This is a genomic window from Bradyrhizobium sp. HKCCYLRH3097 (assembly GCF_051167875.1).
Classification (GTDB): domain Bacteria; phylum Pseudomonadota; class Alphaproteobacteria; order Rhizobiales; family Xanthobacteraceae; genus Bradyrhizobium.
On record NZ_JBNPTX010000001.1, the window covers coordinates 659,254 to 680,149 of the forward strand.

Genomic DNA, 20,896 nt, shown 5'->3' on the forward strand with positions numbered 1-20,896 from the left:
AGATTCCGGGTTCGCGCTGCATGATCTCCGGACTGACGGGCTCATGAGCTCCGATTTGTCGGTACCCCCTATGGATGCTGTCTGCTGCGCGTGAATCCGTTTGACTCTTCCCTGATTCTGATTCGACTCGGGACGCGCTGAACGCGCGCCAGTTCCATCGCGAAAGCGTTGCTTGTGGAGCCCGCGAAAACTTGATCTAGTGCTGGCTTGATGGCAGAGCGCGAGATGTTGCGGTGAACGAAGCCGGAAAGCCGACGGAGTCAGCGATTCCTTCGCGATTCGTTCTCAAGGCGTTCCGAAGCTTAAGCTGCGTCACTATATGCGTCACAATGTGAGACAGGGGTCAGCATCGCAGCCTCTCCAGACACACGATTATTCCGCATCCGTCGCGCGTGAACGGCGCGCTTCCAACGCCGGCTTCGAGACCCACATTTAACGAATGGCTTTTTCGTCCTCTTCGGCTGCCTCGCCTTTCGAGCGCACGTCCGACCGCGCTCCCGGAAGCGGCGTCACCGCCGTGCTCGGCCCCACCAACACCGGCAAGACGCATCTGGCGATCGAGCGCATGCTCGCGCATTCCTCCGGCATCATCGGACTGCCGCTGCGGCTGCTCGCGCGTGAGGTCTACAACAAGATCGCCGATCGCGTCGGCAGCGAGGCCGTCGCGCTGATCACCGGCGAGGAGAAGATCAAGCCGAAAAATCCGCGCTACTGGGTGTCGACCGTCGAAGCGATGCCCAGGGATCTCGACGTGTCGTTCCTGGCCGTCGACGAGATCCAGATCGCGTCCGATCTCGAGCGCGGCCACGTCTTCACCGACCGCATCCTCAATCGCCGCGGTCGCGACGAGACGCTGCTGCTGGGTGCTGCGACGATGCGTCCCATCATCGAGCGTCTGCTGCCGGGCGCGTCGATGGTGACGCGGCCACGATTGTCGCAACTCGAATTCGCCGGTGATCGCAAGATCACGCGACAGCCGCGCCGGACCGCCATCGTGGCGTTCTCGGCCGACGAGGTCTACGCCATCGCCGAGCTGATCCGCCGCCAGCATGGCGGCGCCGCTGTCGTGCTGGGATCGCTGTCGCCGCGAACCCGCAACGCGCAGGTGGCGATGTTCCAGAACGGTGACGTCGACTATCTCGTCGCCACCGATGCGGTCGGCATGGGGCTCAACCTCGACGTCGATCACGTCGCCTTCGCGTCCGACCGCAAATATGACGGCTATCAGTTCCGCCGGCTCACGCCGTCGGAATTTGCCCAGATCGCCGGCCGTGCCGGACGCGCGACGCGCAATGGCACGTTCGGCACCACCGGACGTTGTGCGCCATTCGAGCCCGAGCTGGTCAATGCGCTCCAGAACCATGCCTTCGATACCGTGAAGGTGCTGCAATGGCGCAACTCCCGGCTTGATTTCGCGTCCTTGAGCGCGCTTCAGGTCTCGCTGGCGGTCGCGCCGGCGCATGAGGCGCTGACGCGCGCGCCGATTGCGGAGGACCTGCGCGTGCTCGATCACGCCGCGCGCGATGCCGAGGTGCGCGACATCGCTCACGGCGCGGCCGCGGTCGAGCGTCTGTGGGAAACCTGCCAGATTCCCGACTATCGCAGGCTGTCGCCGGCCGCCCATGCGGAGCTGGTGACCACCGTGTTCGGCTTCCTGATGCAGAAGGGGCGTATTCCGGACGCCTGGTACGCGGCCCAGGTCGATCAGGCCGACCGCGTCGATGGCGACATCGATACGCTGTCGGGGCGGATTGCACAGATCCGTACCTGGACCTTCGTGGCCAACCGGCCCGACTGGCTGCGCGACCCTGATTATTGGCAGGGGATTACCCGCGAACTCGAAAATAAATTGTCAGACGCCCTTCATGAACGGCTCACGGAGCGTTTCGTTGATCGTCGTACCAGTGTATTGATGCGGCGCCTGCGGGAGAACAGTGTTTTGAATACGGAAATCGGCAAGACCGGCGAAGTGATCGTTGAAGGGCACGCGATCGGCCGCCTGGATGGATTCACCTTCGCGCCCGACGCCGCCGAAGCCGGCTCGGAGGCCAAGGCCTTGCAGGCTGCTGCCCAGAAGGCGCTGGCCGGCGAGATCGAGGCGCGCGCCGAGAAGCTGTCCAGCGCGCCCGACGAGCACATCGTGCTCACCGCCGACGGCACGGTGCGCTGGACCGGCGACGCGGTCGCCAAGCTGGTCGCGGCCGACGACGCGCTGCATCCGCGCCTGCGCATCATCGCCGACGAGCGGCTGACCGGTGCTGCGCGCGACAAGGTCCAGGCGCGGCTCGATCTGTGGCTGAAGACGCATATCGAGAAGCTGCTCGGCCCGCTGTTCGAGTTGTCCAAGGCCGAGGACATCACCGGCATCGGCCGCGGCATCGCGTTCCAGCTGGTGGAGGCGCTCGGCGTCATCGAGCGCGCCAAGATCGCCGCCGAGATGAAGGATCTGGACCAGCCGTCGCGCGCCACCTTGCGCAAGTACGGCGTCCGCTTCGGTGCCTACCACATCTACGTCCCGGCGCTGCTCAAGCCCGCCGCGCGCGCGCTCGCTGCGCTGCTGTGGGCCGAGAAGCAGGGCAATGTCGACATGTCCGCCCTGACCGGCGCGCAGCATCTGGCGAGCTCGGGCCGGACCTCGTTCCCGGTCGACAAGGCGCTGCCGCGCGATGCCTATCGCGTGCTCGGCTACAAGCAGGCGGGCGAGCGCGCCGTGCGCGTCGACATCCTGGAGCGGCTGGCCGACCTGATTCGTCCCGCCCTGGCCTGGCGCGACAATGCACCGGGCGAAAAGCCGGCCGGCGCCTTCGACGGCCGTGGCTTCGTGGTGACGCAGGCGATGACCTCGCTCACCGGCTCGGCCGGCGAGGACTTCGCCTCGATCCTGCGCGCGCTCGGCTATCGCATGGAGAAGCGCCCGCCGCTGCCGCCCAAGCCGATTGAGAAGCCCGTCGAGGCTGCTGCCGTCGCGGAGGCTGCCGCTGCGGAAGCCGCTCCGGCTGAGCCGGCAGATGCGCAGGCCGTGCCGGGCGGGGACCTCGCAGTTGTCGCCGGCGAGCCGGCCGACGAGCAGGTTCCCACCGTCGCGGAGGCCGCCGTCGCTCCGGTGACCGAGCAGGCCGTCGCCGTGCCCGCGGTGGTTGGTGAGGAGCAGGCGGAAACCGCGTCGGTGTCGGCCCTGGCATCGCTGCCAACCGTCGATTTCGTCACGCCGGATGTGGCGGACGAGGCGTCCGGGGCCGAGACGGCCGCCGAAAGCGGCGTCGCCGAGGCGGAAACCGCCGTCGCTGCGGATGCGCCGCAGCCCGAAGCCGCCGAGGCCGTCGCGAACGAGGCAACGAGCATCGGCGACGCTTCGGCTGAAGCTGCCGCGGCGGAAACTGCTGCTGGATCGACCGCTACCGAGGCTTCTCCCGCCGAGGCCGCGCCTGCTGCCGAGCCCGTCCTGGTCGAGGTCTGGCGGCCGGGCGGGCGCTCGGAGGAGCGCCGGCCGCGCCACGACCATCATCATCGCGGCCGGCCCAACCGTCCGCAGCATGAGCGCGGGCAGGCTGCCGGCGGCGGTCAGGCACCGGCCGGGACCGCTCCGGCCGAGGGCGGCGAGGCGCGTGAGCGCCATCACCGCGGCCATGGCCGGCGCGACCGGATGAAGGAGTTCGGCAAGGACTTCCGCAAGGGCCCGCCGGAGGCTGGTGCGGCTCCACCAGCCGAGGGCGCATCGGCGCCGGCGCGCGAGGATCGCGGGCCGCGCCGCGATCATGATGCCAAGGGGCGCGACCAGAACCGGGATCGCAACAAGGGTGGCAAGTTCGGCGGTGACCGCGAGGGGCGCGGCGGCCGCGACTTCGGCAAGGGCGGCCGCGACAAGCGCGACAGCGGCCCGGCGCTGCGGCCCTACGCATCGAGCAGCGGCGGCGGCCGGGATCGCGACCGTCCGGTCGATCCCAATTCGCCGTTCGCCAAGCTCGCCGCGCTCAAGGAGCAACTCGCGGGGAACAACCGCAAGGACTGAGCGGCAAGATCGGTTGGCAAGATTGGTTGGAAGGACAACGCCGACGTCCGACACCCCGTCAGAGCGCCAGCGCCTCGACAAATGGCTGTGGCATGCGCGGCTGGTGAAGGCGCGCACCAGCGCCGCGGCGCTGGTGTCGTCGGGGCATGTCCGGGTCAATGGTGTGCGCGAGACCTCGCCGGGCCATGGGGTGAAGACCGGTGATGTGCTGACCATCGCGCTCGATCGCAGCGTGCGCGTGCTCAAGGTGACCGGCTTTGCCGAGCGTCGCGGCGATGCTGCCTCGGTGCGCGGACTGTACGATGATCTGGATGGCGGACGATCCTGATCGATTGCGCCAGAGCAATGTCCGGTTCAGTTCTTCGCCCCGCTTCACTTGCGGCACACCACGTCCTGCGCTAGTCCAAGCCAGCCGAATTGTCGATCCGTTCCGGAGCCTTGGATGACTTACGTCGTCACCGAAAACTGTATCAAGTGCAAATACACCGATTGCGTTGAGGTCTGCCCGGTAGACTGCTTCTACGAGGGCGACAACATGCTGGTCATTCATCCGGACGAATGCATCGATTGCGGCGTGTGCGAGCCGGAATGCCCGGCCGACGCGATCAAGCCGGATACCGAGCCGGGGCTGGAGAAGTGGCTGGGCGTGAACGCCGAATATGCCAAGTCCTGGCCCAACATCACTCAGAAGAAGGACCCGCCGGCCGACGCCAAGGAGCACGACGGCGAGGATGGAAAGTTCCAGAAATATTTTTCGTCGAAGCCCGGCGCCGGAGACTGACGGTCGTCTCGCTACCTGCGAGGCACCAGCGCGCCCCGTCCTGCGGGGCGCCATCGCGCCGATCGAAATCGTTGCGCGGAAACAATGGCCTAGAACACCTCATGCGGTGAGCGGGAACCGCTGCATGAGTTGTTCTATTCCGGCACGTTGCACTTAACCCTAACTTCGTGGATCCGTCACAATACCGCCCCTGCGGCCTCTAAATCATTGATTTTTGCGGCAAATGTGCTATATATAGCACATTCTCAGAGCCGAACCCGGCCATGCGTAACCTTTTTTGGCCGCCCTTTTAGGTTCCCGCAACATCAAACAGGGGCGTGGCAGTTCCGCGCGCAGGCTGTGTCACAGAAAACGCGTAAAAAGAGTGCTTCCAAGAGTACAAAAAAAGCCGCCGCGGCCAGCCGCAGCGTTTCCAAGGGCCGTGCCCGGGCTCCTGTAAAGGAGATTCGGGCTGCCGCGAAGGCCTCGGCTGCCAAGTCCACCAAGAACAAAAGAAGCGCAATGCCTGAAAAGACTGCCAAGACTGCCGCGAAAGCATCCGCCGCGAAGACCACTCTTGCAAAGGACTCTGTTGCCAAGGCTGCGCCTGCCAAGGCCGCCGCTGCGCCCAAGGCTGCCACCAAGACCGCCGTTCCCGCGGCCGCTGCCCCTGTTGCCAAGCCCGCCGTCGCCGCCAAGCCGGCTGTTCCCGCCGCGGCCGCCCCGCGCGTCGAGGAAAAGAAGCTGCCGACCCAGCGCCAGGGCTTCAAGACCAACGAATTCGTCGTCTATCCGGCTCACGGCGTCGGCCAGATCCTGGCCATCGAGGAGCAGGAGATCGCGGGCGCCAAGCTCGAGCTGTTCGTCATCAACTTCATCAAGGACAAGATGACGCTGCGGGTGCCGACCGCCAAGGTCGCCAATGTCGGCATGCGCAAGCTGTCCGACCCGACGCTGGTGAAGAAGGCGCTGGAGACCCTGAAGGGCCGTGCCCGCGTCAAGCGCACCATGTGGTCGCGTCGCGCCCAGGAATACGAAGCGAAGATCAATTCGGGCGACATCGTCGCGATCGCGGAGGTCGTGCGCGATCTCTACCGTTCGGAGTCGCAGCCCGAGCAGTCCTACAGCGAACGCCAGCTCTACGAAGCGGCGCTCGACCGTCTGTCGCGCGAGATCGCCGTCGTGCAGCACTCGACCGAGACCGAGGCCGTCAAGGAGATCGAGACGCAGCTCGCCAAGAGCCCGCGCCGCGGTGCCAAGACCGAAGCCGATGCGGTCGCCGAAGGTGATGCGGAAGGCGAGGGTGACGACATCGATGGCGACGACACCGCCGTGGCCGACGAGGCCGCCTGATCGACCGTTTGCGTTTTCGAATTAGTTGCTTACGAAAGCCCGGCCGCAAGGTCGGGCTTTTTTGTTTGGGCGTGTCGCCTTGACGACGTCCCGCTACTGTTCTTGGATCGTCAGCTGCGGGGGTGTCTGCGCAGCGGGCGTCCCATGCTTTGCCTCGACATAGGGGGACGCCATGTCAAATCCGGTGTTTGGACTGGCATCCAGCCCTCTTGCTGAGCTCGTATTCGTCGACGTGTATCGCGACGGCGGTTCATACGATGCCCGTTTCGAGACCGTGGACGGTCAGCCGATCGCGCTCTGGCTGCAGCGATCGAGGATGCCCGATGCTGAGGGGCTGCACCACCGGGAGCTGTTCGTCCACGACGGACAGCAGGACCCGGACGATCTCCAGCCGGTGGCCATAGGCAGTGCGGAAGAGCAGGATGTTCTACATCGCCTCGACGAATTCGTGGTCGGCCACGGCTCCGGCTGCGATGTCGGCGCGCTTGCTCGTCTCGTAAAGATGATAGGCTACATTCGGCGCCGTGAGCCGGTTTTTCCTACTTCCCAGCTGGAACGACGTCCTCCGGAAAGCTGGCCGAGCTGAGCCGCCGCAGCCCCGTCACTCCACCACGATCTTGACGCGGTCGCGGACCTTGACCTGGGCGCGGGCGTCGAGGCCGTTGAGAACGCGGAAACGCTCGACCGGGCGGTCGACGCCGGTCATGCGGTGCGCAAGCGATTCGACGGTGTCGCCCGGCTGCACGGTGATCACCTTGATGCGCAGCGGCCGCGCCGACTGGATCTCCTCCAGGCTGAGCCGGCGGAACGAGTTCACCGTCTCCCGCGCATTGCGCTCGCTCTCGGTGGATTTCTGCCGCGAGGCGAAGATGAAGCGGTAGACGTCGCTGCCGACGCGCAACGCGTAGACCTTGAACTGCCAGGGATCGCCGCTCGCCGTGGTCGAGGCCGCCGGGAAGCCGTTGATCGTCAGCTCCTCGGTCGCCGACTTGTCGACGTTCTCCATCCAGCCGGAATTCAGATAGTCGCCGAGCGTCTGCTGGGCCGGCACGCGCACCACGTCGAAGCGCATCGCCTGCGCGCCGCCTTCGCGCACGCCGATCACCGCCTGCGCGGTGTTGTCGAGCGTGAAGTTCTCCGGCGCCTGGAAGGTGAAGCCGAGCTTCGGATGCAGGAAGCGCCGGCCGCGCACGAAGCCCTCGCTCGGGTCCTCGCCGTAGACGATGTTGTCGACTGCAGCCAAGTAGGTCTCGCGGTCATGCTCCCTGGCCTCGGGGGAGACGTATTGCTTGGCGATGGCGGCGGCGTTCTGCACCCGCTCCGGCGTCGCCGGATGCGACGACAGGAAGTCCTGCGCGCGCGGGTCGATTGCGACTTTACCGGCCTTCAACTCGGCGTTGCGCTCCATCGAGCTCAGGAAGCGCGCCGCGCCGTAGGGATCGAACTTCGCCTTGGCGGAGATGCCGACGCCGATGCCGTCGGCCTCGAACTCCTGGGTGCGCGAGAAGCTCGCCATCGTCAGCTTGGTCTTGGCGAGCGCCAGCGCCGTCAGGTCCGGATCGTTGCCCATATCTGAGACGACGCGGGTCACCACGGCGGCCTGCCGCGCCTGGTCCTCGCGGATCGCGGCATGGCGCGCCAGCACGTGCGCCATCTCGTGGCTCAGCACCGACGACAATTCGGAGGTGTCGTTGGCGAGCGCAATCAAGCCGCGTGTCACGTAGAGCTGGCCGGTCGGCAGCGCGAAGGCGTTGACCGCACCGGAATTCAGGATCGTGACCTTGTAGCCCTGGTCGGGGCGATCGGACACGGCCACGAGCCGGTCGACGATCTTGCCGATCAGGCCCTCGAGCTGGGGATCCTCATAGGCGCCGCCATAGGTTGCGAGAATGCGCTCGTGCTCGCGATCACTCGCCGGCGTCGTCTGCACCATCGCCGGCTTCGGCCGCGGCGTCGGCATCGGCGCCGTCGCCTGCTGCAACTTGCCCATGTCGCTGCAACCGGCCAACGCCAGTCCCAGGCACAGCAGCGCCGGTGCGATCCGCGAACCGCAGTTCATCACCGTCATGCGCTTTCGAACAGACAGGTTCACGTCGCTACTCACGTACCTCAGCGGTCAATTCCCGCTCAAAATCTCGATCTGGGCAGTCTGTGTCAGTTCCAGTCTCGGACCCGCATGCGCCTCAACCCAACCGCGCACGCGAACCTGCCGATTCGCAAGTGATTTGACGTCGATACCGGCACCTTCCAATACCGCCATCATACGCTTTGGAATAATCACCGCGAAGCCCCGTGTCCAGCTACGAGCGAAGTTCAGATAAGTTGTTGTCCCCGTCTGTCGTACGGACAACACCTTCCCTTCGACAACCGTAAATAGCCCTACGCGAGACAAAATATCGTCTGGACTTTCCGTGTTTTTTATGACGGCCCCAATCTTCCAAAGGCCGCGCCCGGCGCTGCGTGCCTCGGCTTCCGCCGCGCCCAGGCTGAGGGCGCAATCCCGGTCGGGCAGGTCGACCCCGCGCAGCACGGCGCCCTGCCGGAGCAGCTCGCTCTGCACTGGCTGGTCTGCGCCGGCCACGAACGCGAAGGCCCGCTGCCGGCCATAGCGGTCAGGGGTGTCGTCCTCTCCGCGCAGCACGACGTCGCGGCCGCGCAGCAGCACGCCCAACGCATCCATCGACGTCGCGCGCTGCTCCTCCGGCGGCACCTCGATGCCGGCGAGCCTGACCTCGCGACCGTCGTCGAGACGGAAGCTGCGTGCATCGATGATCTCGCTGACGTGGCCTTCGCCGAGCTCCGCGAACATGCACGGTGTGGCGTGACTCGCCGACATCATCGCGATGGTCGCGACGCTCGCGCCGAGCGCAATCAGCCTCCGTCTGCTCCGCATCCTGCGCTCTCTCGTCATGCTGCATCATCGCACGAAATTTCCATTCCACTGAGCGGAAAGCGGCGACCGGCGACGCTTTTGCTGAGCGTGCTGAGCGCTTGCCGCATGCGAAAGCGTGCGCCATGATGCGAACTATCAAAGAGGCCGTCGCCATGTAGCGACGCGCCCGGCAGGGAGGATATCGATGAGCAGAACCATCCGCGGCGCGGCGGCGTCGTTGTTCATGCTGGCGTCGGCGCTGACGTTGTCCTCAGGCGTGGCGCATGCGCAGAGCAAGCCGCCGCTGAAGATAGGCGGCATTCTCGACATGTCGAGCCTCTACGCCGACATCACCGGTCCCGGCAGCGAGACCGCGGCGAAGATGGCGGTGGAGGATTTCGGCGGCGAGGTGCTGGGCCGCAAGATCGAGGTGATCGCGGCCGACCATCTCAACAAGGCTGATCTCGCCGCCAACATCGCGCGCGACATGCTCGACAACCAGGGCGTCGAGATGATCTGGGATGTCGCAGCCTCCGCCACCGCGCTGGCCGCCGGCGAGATCGCCAAGGCGCGCAACAAGATCATCATCTTCAATGGTCCCGGCTCTGTCAGGCTCTCCAACGAGGCCTGCGGCCCGTTCACCGTGCACTACGTGTTCGACACTTTTGCGCAGGCCAACGTCACGGGCCTGGCGGCGGTGAAGTCTGGCCTCGACAGCTGGTTCTTCCTGACCGCGGACTACGCGTTCGGCCAGGATCTGGAAAAGGACACCACCGCCGTGGTGGTGAAGTCGGGCGGCAAGGTGCTCGGCAGCGTGCGTCATCCGCTCAACACCTCGGACTTCTCCTCCTTTCTGCTGCAGGCGCAGGCCTCCAAGGCCAAGGTGATCGGGCTCGCCAATGCCGGCGGCGACACCATCAACGCGATCAAGCAGGCCGCCGAATTCGGCCTCACCAAGGGCGGCCAGAAGCTGTCGCCGCTGCTCGCCTTCGTCTCCGACATCGACAGCGTCGGGCTCGAGACGGCGCAGGGGCTGCTGGTTGCGGAAGCGTTCTACTGGGATCTCAACGACGACACCCGCGCCTTCACCAAGCGCTTCATGGAGCGCACCAAGCGCGTGCCGACCTCGGCCCAGGCCGGCGTCTATTCCTCCGTCACGCACTATCTGAAAGCCGTGAAGGCCGCGGGCACCACGGATGCGGACGCTGTCATGAAGCTGATGCGGGCAACCCCGATCAACGACATGTTCGCCAAGGGCGGCCGCATCCGCGAGGACGGCCGCATGGTGCACGACATGTATCTGTTCGAGGTCAAGAAGCCATCGGAATCGAAGAGCAGGTCCGACGACTACAAGCTGCTCGCGACCGTGTCTGGCAACGAGGCGTTCCAGCCGCTGGAAGCGTCGCGCTGCCCGCTGGTGAAGAAGTGACGGCCGGGGCGATGGCATTCCGGGGCGCGCCTGAGCAAGGCGCAAACTCTGCCGCGACATCCGTCGTTCCGGGGCAACGCGCAGCGTTGAACCCGGAACCTCGATGTGAGTCCATCAGCTCGGGATTCCGGGTTCGACGCTGACGCGTCGCCCTGGAATGACGGAGACATAACACCGGAAACAACAAGGAGCGCCGGCCATGACCACCAACACCACAGTTCTGCAGCACCTCGAGTCCGGCCTGCTCACGATCACGATGAACCGGCCGGAGCGGCGCAACGCGCTCAACAGCGACCTGACCAAGGGCCTGGTCGAGGCGGCGCATCGTGCGGCCAATGATCCGGAGGTGCGCGCGGTGCTGCTCAAGGGCGCCGGCGGCACGTTCTGCGTCGGCGGCGACGTCAAGGCGATGGCCGAAGCCAAGACCGCGCCCTCGTTCGAGACCAAGGTGACGACCTTGCGCGAGCGTATGGAGGTGTCGCGGCTGCTGCACCTGATGCAGAAGCCGGTGGTGGCGCAGATCGACGGCGCGGCCGCCGGCGCCGGCCTGTCGATCGCGCTGGCCTGCGATCTGCGGGTGGCCGGCGAGTCGGCCAAGATCACGACGGCCTTCGCCAAGGTCGGGCTGTCGGGCGATTTCGGTGGCACCTATTTCCTCACCCAACTGCTCGGCAGCGCCAAGGCACGGGAGCTGTATCTGATCTCGCCGGTCCTGACGGCGCAGGAGGCGCTCACCCTGGGCATGGTCACCAAGGTCGTGCCCGACGCCGAGGTCGAAGCGGCCACGCGCGCGCTGGCGATGTCGCTGGCGCAGGGGCCGAGCGTGACGCTCGGCTACATCAAGCGCAACATCAACAATGCCGAGACGATGACTCTGGAGGCCTGTTTCGACGCCGAGGCGATGCATCACTCGCGCTGCAGCGACACCGAGGATCACAAGGAGGCGGCGAAAGCCTTCGTCGAGAAGCGCGCGCCGGTGTTTCAGGGCCGATAGCTCCGCGTTCTCCGTCATTGCGAGCGCAGCGATCCAGGGTTATGGCCTGAGCTCTGGATTGCTTCGCGTCGCTCGCAATGACGCCGCGGGCTTGTGTGAACAGGGGATTCCGCAAAGAGGGCTGCGATGGCTTACCTCCACCTCCGTCAGATCTGCCTGGTCGCGCCCCGGCTCGAGCCGGTGGTCTCGGACATCGCCGCGATCATGGGGCTGGAGGTCTGCTACCGCGATCCGCATGTCGGCAAATACGGGCTGGAGAATGCGCTGCTGCCGGTCGGGCCGATCCTGCTCGAGGTGATCGCGCCGACCCGCGAGGACACCGCGGCGGGACGCTTCCTGGACAAGACCGGCGGCCGCGGTGGCTACATGGCGATCTTCGCCTGCGATGATCCCGATGGCCGTGCCGCCCGTGCCAACGAGATGGGTGTGCGGATCGCCAACGTCATCGATCATCCGCCCTATCACGGGGTGCAACTGCATCCCCGCGACTGCCGCGCCGCCTTCATCGAGCTCAATCACACCGAGGGCAGCGACGATGTGCTCGGCCCGTATCCGCCCGCCGGGCCGGATTGGACGCGCGCGATCCGCAGCGACGTGACGTCGGCGCTGACCGAGGTGGTGCTGCAGAGCCCCGCGCCGGCTTTACTTGCCGCGCATTGGGGGCGCATTCTCGATGTGGTGCCGGCGGCCGGCAGCGATGGTGTTGAGCGGTTGTACTTGCCGAACGCCCGTATCCGTGTCGAACCCGGCGAGCGCGAACTCATGAGCGGGCTGACGTTCCGCGTCGCCGATGCTGCACGTGTGGCCGACGCTGCGCGCGCCCGTGGCTATGCGGTTTCAGGCGGTTGCTTCACAACTGGCGGCGTTGCCTTCGCGTTGCAGGGGGCGGTCGCCAATTAGTCGATCGGCATGCCCGAGCTTGACCGGGCATCCACGTTCGTCTTTCCTCGTATCAAGACGTCATGGCCGGGACGAGCCCGGCCATGACGTCGATCGAAGCTCGCGGTTCGTCACCGCCCCCTGAAGTTCGCGAAGCGCCGCTCCTCCGTTGCCTTGACGCCTTCCTTGAAATCCTCGGTCGCGCGCAGCCGGGTCTGTTCGGCGAGCTCGTGCTCGGTTGCTGCCATCACACGGTCGGCGAGATTGGCGCGCATCGTGGCGCGGGTCGACAGCAGGCCGAGCGGCGAGCATTCGGCGATTTCCGCGGCGAGCTTCATCGCAGCCGTCCGCACCTGGTCCTGCGGCACGCATTCATTGGCGAGGCCCATCCTCAGCGCTTCCTCGCCGGTGACGCGGCGGCTGGTGTAGAACATCAGCTCGGCGTTGTTCTTGCCGACCAGTTCCGGCAGCGTCACCGTCAGCCCGAAGCCGGGATGGAAGCCGAGCTTGGTGAAATTGGCGGAGAAGCGCGCTTCCGGACAGGTGACGCGGAAGTCGGCCGAGACGGCGAGGCCGAGCCCGCCGCCGATTGCGGCGCCGTGCACGGCGGCGACCACCGGCTTCTTGCAGCGGAAGATCCGCACCGCCTGCATGTAGAGATGGTTGATCGCCCCGAGGCTGTCGGCCGGATCGCCTTTGGCGCCGGCCGCTTCCTGCGCCTGGCGTGCCGGATCGGTGAAATTGGCGCCGGCGCAGAACGCCTTGCCCTGCGCCGCCAGCACCGAGGCGCGGATCTCGATATCGCGGTCGAAGCCTTCGAGCGCGTCGGCGATCTGGTTGATCAGCGCAATGTCGAAGAAATTGAGCGGCGGCCGGCGAATCTCGATCAGGCCGACATGGCCGTGGATCTCGACGCCGATGTCAGGGAAGTGGGTCATGGTGGGTCTCCGATTCTGCTTCTCCAGCGTCATTGCGAGCGCAGCGAAGCAATCCAGACTGTTGGTGCGGTCCTGGATCGCTCTCTGCGCTCGCGATGACGGAGCTACTCGCCCGTGGGCGCGGCTGCGACGATCGCGGCGTGTCGTCGACCCTCACCTTAATCCCAGCCCGCGCGCGATGATGCCGCGCAGCACCTCGGTGGTGCCGCCCTGGATCGTCAGCTTCGGCGCGGTCTGCATCGCAAAGGTCAGCTGGTTCTCCAAGGTTTCGCGATTTCCTGCGTTCTCCTCGACGAACGCGGCGAGGTCGCGGACGCGGTGCGGCAGCTGCTGCTCCCAGATCGTGCCGACGTCCTTGACGATCGAGGCCTCCACCACCGGCTCCTTGCCGGCCTGCAGCATGCCGGCGACCGACACCGACATCCGCCGCATCGTGTGCAGCTGAGCCACCAGCCGGCCGATGCCCTCCGCGCTGCGCGTGTCGGGGTTGGGACCGACCGCGCGCACCAGCTCGGTCAGCACGTAATAGGTTTCGAGGAAGCGCTCCGGTCCCGAGCGCTCATAGGCGAGCTCGGAGGTCGCTTGCTTCCAGGCGCCGTCGATCTCGCCGAGCTGATGATCGTCGGGCACGAAGGCGTCGGTGAAGACGACCTCGTTGAACTCCTTCTGCCCGGTGATCTGCCCAATCGGGTTCACTTTGATGCCGGGCGTTTTCATGTTCACCAGGAACTGCGTCAAGCCATGACGCCTGTTCTCCTTGGTCGACGGCGAGGTGCGGAAGATCGCGATCATGTAGTCGGCCATGTGCGCCGACGTCGTCCAGATCTTCGAGCCGTTGATCAGCCAGCCGCCCTCGGTCTTCGTCGCGCGCGTCTTGGCGGCGAACAGGTCGGAGCCCGAGTTCGGCTCGCTCATGCCGATCGCGAAGCACAGCTCGCCGCGGCAGATGCGCGGCAGGATGTCCATCTTGATATGCTCGGGCGCGTAGCGCAGCAGGATTGGCCCGCTCTGCCGGTCGGCGACGAAGAAGCGCCTGACCGGCGCGTTGGCGACGCGCATTTCCTCGGTCACGACGTAGCGCTCCAGGAACGAGCGCTCGTGGCCGCCATATTGCTTGGGCCAGGTCATGCCGATCCAGCCGCGCGCGCCGACGCGCGCGGCGAACTCGCGAGCGTCGGCATCCTCGCGCTTGGGCTGGTATGGGTTGAAGGTGCCGGCCGCGATCTCATCAGCGAGGAAGGCGCGCACCTCCTTCCGCAGCTCCTCGCATTCCCTCGGCAGCCGGATCGGATCGAAACGAAGTGCGCTCATGCAACAATCCTCTTCGGGGTCAGCGCGAGGCGACCAGCGGCCACAGCTCGTCGGCGCCGCGCGCAGCGACGCGCCTGCCGAGCTCGACGGCCCAATGACTCTCGGAGCCGAAATCGTCGCGCCAGGCCAGCGCGCGCAGCGAGAAGCGGTGCAGGATGTGCTCGGTGGTGAAGCCGATGGCTCCGAGGACCTGATGCGCGATCGCCGCGCCCTTCTCGGCGGCCTCGGCGCAGCGGATCTTGGCCGCGGCGGCTTCGAGAAACACCGCCTCGTCGAATGCGGCGGCCCGCGCGATCGCATCCGCGGCCGATGTCGCGGCGGCGCTCGCGGCGGCGCTCTCACCGGCCAGCCGTGCCAGGTTGTGCTGCACGGCCTGGAATTTGCCGATCGGCTTCTCGAAGGCGACGCGCTCACCCGCATACTTGACGCTGATCGCGAGCAGCCGATCCAGCGCGCCGGCGATCTGCAGTCCGCGGGCGACGCCGCCCATCAGCATCAAGGTGGTGGCGTCGAAGCCGGCCGGTGCCGGCCGGCATGCCAGCGGCATGATCTTGTCGAACGTCACCGTGTCGCTGGGATCGTTGGCGAGGTTGAGGCCCGCGTCGATGCGCAGCCGCGCGGTCTCGACCAGCGCGATCGACACGCCGTCTCCGCCCTCGGCGAGCACGGCAACGTGCTGCGCCGTCCTTGCGAACGGCACGCCGCGGGCACGGCCGGACAAGGTGCCGTCAGTGTCGAGCGTGATCCGGTCTCTCGGATGAGCCGGCGCGATCGTCATGGCGCCGTCGGGGGAGGCAATGCCGCCTTGTTGCAGCAGCCAGCCCGCGAGCAGCGTCTCGGCCAGCGGCACCGCAATCGCAAAACGGCCGGCGGCATTGATGATCTCAAAGCCATCGGCGAGGTCAGTGCCGGCGCCGCCGAACTCCTCGCCCACCCAGGCGAGCGTCAGGCCGGCCTCGCTCAACGCCCGCCACAGCGGCGCCGTCCAGCGGCCGTCCTTGTCGTGGTTGATCGTCTGCGGGTCGGCGAGATCGGCGAAGATCCTTTCCGCGGTCGCAACGACGATGTTCTCAGCTTCCGCCACAGCGCTCCTCGCCCTCGTTGTCGTCGGTCTCGGCGCGCCATGTCCTGCGCGCGCCGGCGATGTTTTGCCGGCATGATGAGCGCAAGCGACGGCCCTGACAAGCGTAGCCCGCTGCAGGGCCCCGTCCGCTCGCCGCATGGAGGCGAGCGATTTCCGCGCTGCGGAGATTGTGCCGATTTTGCAGATGCAGCGATGTTGGCTAAGAAGAAGCAAGGCAAACAGGGAGGTGCGGAATGGCTGAAGGTCTGTGCGCGGTCGTGACGGGGTCGGCGTCCGGCCTCGGAGCCGCGACCGCGTTGCTGCTGGCGAAGGCCGGCATGCGCATCGTCGTGAACTATTCGAACAGCAAGAGTGAAGCCGAGCAGACCGCTGATCTCTGCCGCAAGGAAGGAGTCGAGGTCGTCGTCATTCAAGGCGACGTGTCGCGCGATGAGGATTGCCGCAAGATCGTCGCCGCCGCTGCGGCCTGGGGCCGGCTGGATGCCCTCGTCAACAATGCCGGCACCACCAAGCACGTGCCGCACGATCAGCTCGATGGCCTTTCGGCGGAGGATTTCCAGCGCATCTTCGCAGTCAACACCATCGGCCCCTTCCAGATGGTGCGCGCCGCGCGGCCGCTGCTGGAAGCGGCAGCCAAGGCGACGGCGCGTGCGTCCGCGGTCGTCAACGTCTCGTCGGTAGCCGGCATCAGCGGCATCGGCTCGTCGGTCGCCTACGCCGCCAGCAAGGGCGCGCTGAACACGATGACGCTATCGCTGGCGCGCGCCCTGGCGCCTGCGATCCGCGTCAACACCGTCTGCCCCGGCTACATCGATACGCCCTGGTTCACCAAGGGCCGCGGCGAGGCCGGTGCCAAGCAGGTGCGCGATGCGGTGGTCGCGCGGGTGCCGCTGCGCGCGGCTTCATCCGCTGAGGACATCGCGCAGCTCGTGGCGTTCCTGGCGAGCCCGGCGTCAGGCCACATGACCGGCGAGGTCGTGCGCATGGATGCGGGGATGCATCTGTTGGGGTGAAATCGTCATGGCGAGTGGCCGCTGTGGTCGCTCGCGATGACGTGGCGCGAGGCCGTTACCGATTGAAATCGCGGATCGTGCCGCTCGCGACCAGCCTGTTCCAGATGAACAGCACCACGATCGCGCCGAGGGTTGCGGTCACGTAGCCCGCGCCCTGGTCGGGGCTGTAATGGCCGATGGCCTGCCCGATGGCGGTGGCGATGAACGCGCCGACGATTCCGAGCACGATGGTCAGGATGAAGCCGGAGGGATTGTTGGGACCCGGCGATAGAAGCCGCGCCAGGAAGCCGGCGACCAGCCCGACGATCAGAATGTGCAGCATGAGTCTCGTCCTTCCCGTCAACGATCGCGGAGCGTCAGATCCGGCCCGCCAACTCATGCTCGGTCGGCAGCCGACCGTCCGGCGTGAGCTGATCGATCACTTTCGGCAGGTACTGGCTCAGCCCGTTCAACAGCTCGTCGCGCGACAGCCCGCTCTGCGCGGTGAGCTGATCGATCTGATCGGCGCCGAGCGCATTGGCGAGATCGCCGGGCGAGATCGGCTTGTTCTCGCCGGGGGAGACCCAGGAGTTCGCGGTGTCGCCATGGCCTTTGTCCTGGAACTGGCGCAGGAGATCGCCGAGCCCGCCCGACAACACGCTGCCGGCCGCGCCGCCCGCAAGCAGGCCGCCCAGGCCGCCGGCGATGATGTTGCCGAGGCCGCCACCAAGCGCACCGCCGAGCGGTCCGCCTTGATTCCCGGTCGGCTGGGGCGGCGGGACTGGCGCAGGCGCCGCGTTCGGCTGCTGTCCATTCTGCGAGAAATGCTTCACCGCTTTCCACGCCAGCAAAGCGAGGATCGCCATCGTCATCGGCGACATGCCGCCGTTCTTCTGCGTGGTCGGATGACTCGGCCCGCTCGGGCCGTTCTGCATGCCGTTGAGGATATCGAGTAGACCCATGACCTGCTCCTGCGCCCCGCGCCGACAAACCTATGGGCTTGCACGCGGCGTTACAAGCCGCGGTCAGTTTCGTCGCACAGGGGAACGTGTCGCGCGCGGCTCAGTTCCGGGCTTCGGCCCGTTTCGGCGCCTTGGCTCCGGGCGGTGCGGCTGCGGCCTGGCTCGGGCCGGTGAACATCCGCTTCAGCTCGTCGAGCTTCTCCGACAGGACCGGAAAGTTGCACGAGAACGAATCGCGGCGCCAGCCGTCCTTGGCGCATTGCGCTGCCTTGATGCGGGCGCGTGCCTCCACGTTCGACGCCGGCGGCGGCAATCCGCCCTGCGCGGTCGCGACCGGCGGCTTGTTCGGCCGTTGCGGCGGCGGGGCCGGCATGGCCGGCTTCGGCGGCTCGATCGCGGCCCGCGCCGTCATGTCCCGGAGCGAGGGCTGGAGGTCCTGTGTTTGCGGCCGCGACATCATCGCCGAGCTCATGTTGGCGTGGCGCTGGCGCTCGAGGTATTGCGTATACTGCTGGTCGATGAACTTCTGCTCTTCGGCCGTGGGATTGGGACCGGCGATGTCGAAGCTGCGATCCTGCATGAAGTCGTAATAGACGTAGCCGCCGCCCGGCTTCCGTCTCCCGGCAAATTTCGCGTTGCACTGCGCCAGCGCCGCCGTCTTCTCCTCCTTGGAGGCGGACTTCTCGGCGGCATCGGCACACTCCTCGAAATCCGTCGGGGAGCGGCTCCACCATTCCGCATGCGCGCGTTGAGGTTGCACGGCGGGCAGGCAGGTGATCGCTGCAAAGACCAGTACTGGCAGGCGGGGTGGGTACACGAACGGTAATCCTCAGCGGCTCCCCGCCTCAGATGACGGGAGATTGTCGCCATTTTGCGGCGGGGTGTGACTCCAATGCTGCGTAAATTGAGACTTTCTTCTTTATCTGCCGTGGTTCCGTGATCTCGTTGCCACAGTCGGGCCGGCAATGACGGCAGCGCCGTTCGTGAATCGCGCCTTGCTGTGGCGCCGGAACGATACGCAGCATTTTTCCACCATTTTCATCCCGCCGTAGTTGACGAAACTAATCTTGACGTTGGAAAGATTGGTGTTGACGAGACCGGGCAAGCGCTCCTATGAATATCTTGACAATGGAAAGATGAGCTGCGCCGCCCGGTGCGGAGGAGAGGCTGCGATGAAAGTGTTCCTCACGGTCAAGCTGGCGCTGTTGCCGTTCGTCGCGTTCTGGACCCTGCTGGCCTGGCATCAGCCGGCATGGGCGGTGTGGTCCGCGCTGGCCCTGGCGCTCGCCGCCAACGTCTGGCGAGCCTCCCGGAGCGAGCTCGCGCTGCTGGAGCTCGGAAGCCTCGCCCTTTTCGTCGTGCTGGCGATCGCCAACGACGTCGCGCCGAATTGGACGGCCGGCAACGCGCTGTGGCTGTCCTTCGCAGGGCTCGGCCTCATCAGCTTCGCTTCGCTCGCCGTCGGCCGTCCCTGGACCGCGGACTATTCCCGCTCGGCCTATGCCGACAGCGCCTCGACGCCCCAATTCCACCTGATCAACATGATGATGACCGGGCTCTGGGGCGTCCTGTTCCTGGTCCTCGGCCTGTGCCGCTGGGCCGGCGTCGCCTCCTGGATCGCGACGATGATCGTCGTCGGCGGCGCGCTGATCTCGATCTTCGGCCCGCGCTTCGCAATTCGCCAGGCCTTGCTGCGCATGCGGGCCGCGCGCGAGGAGTGCCATTGGCCGGCACCGGGCTTCACCCCCGCGGCCGGCGTCGACTGCGACGTCGCGGTGATCGGCGCCGGAATCGGCGGGCTGACGGCCGCCGCCCTGCTCGCGGAGTCCGGGTTGAAGGTGAAGGTGTTCGATCACCACGTGGTGCCGGGCGGCTTCTGCCACACTTATCTTCGCAAGGCTCACCACGACAACAAGCCGGTGCTGTATCGCTTCGATGCAGGGCCGCACGATTTCTCCGGCGTCTGGCCGGGCGGGCCTGTCGACAGCGTGCTGCGCCGGCTCGGCGTCGCCGACCGCATCCAGTGGCGGCGGGTCACCCACTCCTACCGTCTCGCCGGCCGCCGCGTCGACGTGCCAGCGGACTGGCGTGCTTATGTCCGACTGCTCTGCGAGATGTTTCCCGCCAGCGCGGACGGGCTCACCCGGCTGTTCGACACCATCCATGCCATTTTCGAAAGCATGTACGCGACGGGGCAGGGTCGCAGCGGCATTCCCGGCATGCCCGCCACATTGGAGGAGATGCTGGCCTTCCCGCGCAAGCATCCGCAGGCGTTCAGGTGGATGAACCGGCCGTTCGACGAGCTCGTCGCCGCCCATGTCTCCGATCCCGAACTCATCGCCTATCTCAATGCGCTGTCGGGCTATCTCGGCGACGGCAGCGAGACGCTGAGCTGCGCCCAGATGGTCCCGATCTTCGGCTACTATTTCAAGGGCGGCTTCTATCCGGTCGGCGGCTCCGGCCGCCTCGCGGACGTGCTCGCCGAGGCGGTCACCGCCAGGGGGGGCGAGGTGCATCTGAAATCCAGGGTCACGCGCATCCTGGTCGAGGAGGGCCGCGCCGTTGGCGTCGTGCTCGGCAACGGCCGCACGGTTCGCGCGCAGGCGGTGGTCTCGAATGCCGATCTCGGCCGTACCTTCACCGAGCTTCTGAGTCCCGACGATCTGCCCGCCGGTTTTCGCGAGCGTGCCCGCACCCTCGCGCCGGCGACGTCGTGCTTCTCGGTGCATCTCGGCCTCGACATCGTGCCCGACATCGCGCCCGCCACGCATCTCGATACGCCGATGGGAATCGGCCTTGCCGTGATGTCCAAGCTCGACCCGTCGGCGGCGCCCGAAGGCCATGCCACGATGACGATCATCACCCTCGTGCCGCACGATCAGGCCACGCGCTGGTTTCCGGGCGAGGGCGGCGACGACTGGAAGGCGTGGCGGCGCTCGCCGGACTACGAGGCCCGCAAGCAGCAGCTCGGCGATGCCATGGTTGCCGCTGCCGCGACCGTCATTCCCGACTTGTCCAGGCATATCGTCTATCGGACCGACGCCAGCCCGGTGACCTATGCACGCTATGATCTCGCCAGCGCCGGCGCGATCTATGGCGTGGCGCAGTCGGGACGGCTGAAGGGCGCCAAGGCGCCGGTGCGCAATCTCGTCATCGCCGGCGGCGGCAATGCCGGAGCGGGCGTCGAGGCCGTGGTGATCTCGGGCGCGGAGGCGGCCGAGGCGCTGGTGCCGGGTCTGCTGGCGCGCGCATCGGCAGTCGCGTCGGACGCGGTGACGGCGCGGCCGCGGGCGGCCTGAGCGCGGCGCCTGCC

Annotated in this window: 18 protein-coding genes; 10 read left to right on the forward strand and 8 right to left on the reverse strand. The window is 66.7% G+C overall.

Annotation, left to right across the window (positions count from 1 at the left end):
• Positions 1-439: 439 nt before the first annotated feature.
• The 5 genes from ACQR0U_RS02995 to ACQR0U_RS03015 all read left to right on the forward strand — a co-directional run bounded on the left by ACQR0U_RS02995 (position 440) and on the right by ACQR0U_RS03015 (position 6,708).
• Positions 440-4,009, forward strand: coding sequence for a helicase-related protein (locus tag ACQR0U_RS02995; protein WP_316203497.1), 3,570 nt, complete (start codon positions 440-442; stop codon positions 4,007-4,009).
• 22 nt (positions 4,010-4,031) lie between these two features.
• The gene (locus tag ACQR0U_RS03000; RefSeq protein ID WP_315752296.1) at positions 4,032-4,337 is read left to right on the forward strand and encodes an RNA-binding S4 domain-containing protein; all 306 of its coding nucleotides are present in this window, start codon (positions 4,032-4,034) and stop codon (positions 4,335-4,337) included.
• Between the two features lie 114 nt (positions 4,338-4,451).
• Entirely contained in the window at positions 4,452-4,790 is a 339-nt protein-coding gene (fdxA, locus tag ACQR0U_RS03005; protein ID WP_315715248.1) for a ferredoxin FdxA, read from the forward strand.
• Positions 4,791-5,291: 501 nt separating this feature from the next.
• Positions 5,292-6,122 (forward strand): CarD family transcriptional regulator, encoded by an 831-nt coding sequence (locus ACQR0U_RS03010; RefSeq protein ID WP_316203498.1) that lies wholly within the window; start codon positions 5,292-5,294, stop codon positions 6,120-6,122.
• A 172-nt stretch (positions 6,123-6,294) separates the two neighbouring features.
• Positions 6,295-6,708, forward strand: a complete 414-nt coding sequence (locus ACQR0U_RS03015) for a hypothetical protein (protein WP_316193288.1) — start codon at positions 6,295-6,297, stop codon at positions 6,706-6,708.
• 15 nt (positions 6,709-6,723) lie between these two features.
• On the opposite strand, the gene ACQR0U_RS03020 is transcribed toward ACQR0U_RS03015, so the two are convergent.
• Both ACQR0U_RS03020 and ACQR0U_RS03025 read right to left on the reverse strand, forming a co-directional pair.
• Positions 6,724-8,190 carry a M48 family metalloprotease gene (locus ACQR0U_RS03020; RefSeq protein ID WP_315715427.1) on the reverse strand — a complete coding sequence of 489 codons (1,467 nt, stop codon included), beginning with the start codon at positions 8,188-8,190 and terminating at the stop codon, positions 6,724-6,726.
• Between the two features lie 48 nt (positions 8,191-8,238).
• Positions 8,239-9,015, reverse strand: coding sequence for a thermonuclease family protein (locus ACQR0U_RS03025; protein WP_316170975.1), 777 nt, complete (start codon positions 9,013-9,015; stop codon positions 8,239-8,241).
• Between the two features lie 223 nt (positions 9,016-9,238).
• Here ACQR0U_RS03025 and ACQR0U_RS03030 point away from each other — a divergent pair, with 223 nt between their 5' ends.
• From ACQR0U_RS03030 to ACQR0U_RS03040, 3 genes are all read left to right on the forward strand, one after another.
• The gene (locus ACQR0U_RS03030) at positions 9,239-10,423 is read left to right on the forward strand and encodes an ABC transporter substrate-binding protein (protein ID WP_434872098.1); all 1,185 of its coding nucleotides are present in this window, start codon (positions 9,239-9,241) and stop codon (positions 10,421-10,423) included.
• Between the two features lie 199 nt (positions 10,424-10,622).
• Positions 10,623-11,417: an enoyl-CoA hydratase gene (locus ACQR0U_RS03035; RefSeq protein WP_434872081.1), complete on the forward strand. Its 795-nt coding sequence runs from the start codon at positions 10,623-10,625 to the stop codon at positions 11,415-11,417.
• 126 nt (positions 11,418-11,543) lie between these two features.
• Positions 11,544-12,317, forward strand: coding sequence for a hypothetical protein (locus ACQR0U_RS03040; protein ID WP_316170973.1), 774 nt, complete (start codon positions 11,544-11,546; stop codon positions 12,315-12,317).
• A 110-nt stretch (positions 12,318-12,427) separates the two neighbouring features.
• Here ACQR0U_RS03040 and ACQR0U_RS03045 read toward each other — a convergent pair whose 3' ends face one another.
• The 3 genes from ACQR0U_RS03045 to ACQR0U_RS03055 all read right to left on the reverse strand — a co-directional run bounded on the left by ACQR0U_RS03045 (position 12,428) and on the right by ACQR0U_RS03055 (position 15,629).
• Positions 12,428-13,234, reverse strand: a complete 807-nt coding sequence (locus ACQR0U_RS03045; RefSeq protein WP_315752290.1) for an enoyl-CoA hydratase/isomerase family protein — start codon at positions 13,232-13,234, stop codon at positions 12,428-12,430.
• Positions 13,235-13,387: 153 nt separating this feature from the next.
• On the reverse strand, positions 13,388-14,545 hold the full coding sequence (locus tag ACQR0U_RS03050) for an acyl-CoA dehydrogenase family protein (protein WP_315752289.1): 1,158 nt from the start codon (positions 14,543-14,545) through the stop codon (positions 13,388-13,390).
• A gap of 19 nt (positions 14,546-14,564) precedes the next feature.
• Positions 14,565-15,629 carry an acyl-CoA dehydrogenase family protein gene (locus tag ACQR0U_RS03055; protein WP_434842582.1) on the reverse strand — a complete coding sequence of 355 codons (1,065 nt, stop codon included), beginning with the start codon at positions 15,627-15,629 and terminating at the stop codon, positions 14,565-14,567.
• Positions 15,630-15,862: 233 nt separating this feature from the next.
• Between ACQR0U_RS03055 and ACQR0U_RS03060 the strand changes: the two genes are divergently transcribed.
• Positions 15,863-16,642, forward strand: coding sequence for an SDR family NAD(P)-dependent oxidoreductase (locus tag ACQR0U_RS03060; protein WP_315715256.1), 780 nt, complete (start codon positions 15,863-15,865; stop codon positions 16,640-16,642).
• 55 nt (positions 16,643-16,697) lie between these two features.
• Here the strand turns inward: ACQR0U_RS03060 and ACQR0U_RS03065 are convergent, their stop codons facing one another.
• From ACQR0U_RS03065 to ACQR0U_RS03075, 3 genes are all read right to left on the reverse strand, one after another.
• A complete protein-coding gene (locus ACQR0U_RS03065; RefSeq protein ID WP_315715257.1) occupies positions 16,698-16,964 on the reverse strand; it encodes a GlsB/YeaQ/YmgE family stress response membrane protein in 267 nt (88 codons plus the stop codon).
• 34 nt (positions 16,965-16,998) lie between these two features.
• Positions 16,999-17,583 carry a YidB family protein gene (locus tag ACQR0U_RS03070; RefSeq protein ID WP_315752288.1) on the reverse strand — a complete coding sequence of 195 codons (585 nt, stop codon included), beginning with the start codon at positions 17,581-17,583 and terminating at the stop codon, positions 16,999-17,001.
• A gap of 100 nt (positions 17,584-17,683) precedes the next feature.
• Positions 17,684-18,400: a hypothetical protein gene (locus tag ACQR0U_RS03075; RefSeq protein ID WP_434842583.1), complete on the reverse strand. Its 717-nt coding sequence runs from the start codon at positions 18,398-18,400 to the stop codon at positions 17,684-17,686.
• A 355-nt stretch (positions 18,401-18,755) separates the two neighbouring features.
• On the opposite strand from ACQR0U_RS03075, the gene ACQR0U_RS03080 reads away from it, so the two are divergent.
• A complete protein-coding gene (locus ACQR0U_RS03080; protein WP_315752286.1) occupies positions 18,756-20,882 on the forward strand; it encodes a phytoene desaturase family protein in 2,127 nt (708 codons plus the stop codon).
• Positions 20,883-20,896: the final 14 nt, after the last annotated feature.

Bases quoted from the DNA above. Each gene is read 5' to 3' on its own strand.
- ACQR0U_RS03065 (WP_315715257.1), bottom strand. From the start codon at position 16,964: ATGCTGCACATTCTGATCGTCGGGCTGGTCGCCGGCTTCCTGGCGCGG.
- ACQR0U_RS02995 (WP_316203497.1), top strand. From the start codon at position 440: ATGGCTTTTTCGTCCTCTTCGGCTGCCTCGCCTTTCGAGCGCACGTCC.
- ACQR0U_RS03050 (WP_315752289.1), bottom strand. From the start codon at position 14,545: ATGAGCGCACTTCGTTTCGATCCGATCCGGCTGCCGAGGGAATGCGAG.
- ACQR0U_RS03030 (WP_434872098.1), top strand. From the start codon at position 9,239: ATGCTGGCGTCGGCGCTGACGTTGTCCTCAGGCGTGGCGCATGCGCAG.
- fdxA (WP_315715248.1), top strand. From the start codon at position 4,452: ATGACTTACGTCGTCACCGAAAACTGTATCAAGTGCAAATACACCGAT.
- ACQR0U_RS03025 (WP_316170975.1), bottom strand. From the start codon at position 9,015: ATGCGGAGCAGACGGAGGCTGATTGCGCTCGGCGCGAGCGTCGCGACC.
- ACQR0U_RS03020 (WP_315715427.1), bottom strand. From the start codon at position 8,190: ATGACGGTGATGAACTGCGGTTCGCGGATCGCACCGGCGCTGCTGTGC.
- ACQR0U_RS03040 (WP_316170973.1), top strand. From the start codon at position 11,544: ATGGCTTACCTCCACCTCCGTCAGATCTGCCTGGTCGCGCCCCGGCTC.
- ACQR0U_RS03080 (WP_315752286.1), top strand. From the start codon at position 18,756: ATGAAAGTGTTCCTCACGGTCAAGCTGGCGCTGTTGCCGTTCGTCGCG.
- ACQR0U_RS03060 (WP_315715256.1), top strand. From the start codon at position 15,863: ATGGCTGAAGGTCTGTGCGCGGTCGTGACGGGGTCGGCGTCCGGCCTC.
- ACQR0U_RS03035 (WP_434872081.1), top strand. From the start codon at position 10,623: ATGACCACCAACACCACAGTTCTGCAGCACCTCGAGTCCGGCCTGCTC.
- ACQR0U_RS03070 (WP_315752288.1), bottom strand. From the start codon at position 17,583: ATGGGTCTACTCGATATCCTCAACGGCATGCAGAACGGCCCGAGCGGG.
- ACQR0U_RS03010 (WP_316203498.1), top strand. From the start codon at position 5,292: ATGCCTGAAAAGACTGCCAAGACTGCCGCGAAAGCATCCGCCGCGAAG.
- ACQR0U_RS03045 (WP_315752290.1), bottom strand. From the start codon at position 13,234: ATGACCCACTTCCCTGACATCGGCGTCGAGATCCACGGCCATGTCGGC.
- ACQR0U_RS03015 (WP_316193288.1), top strand. From the start codon at position 6,295: ATGTCAAATCCGGTGTTTGGACTGGCATCCAGCCCTCTTGCTGAGCTC.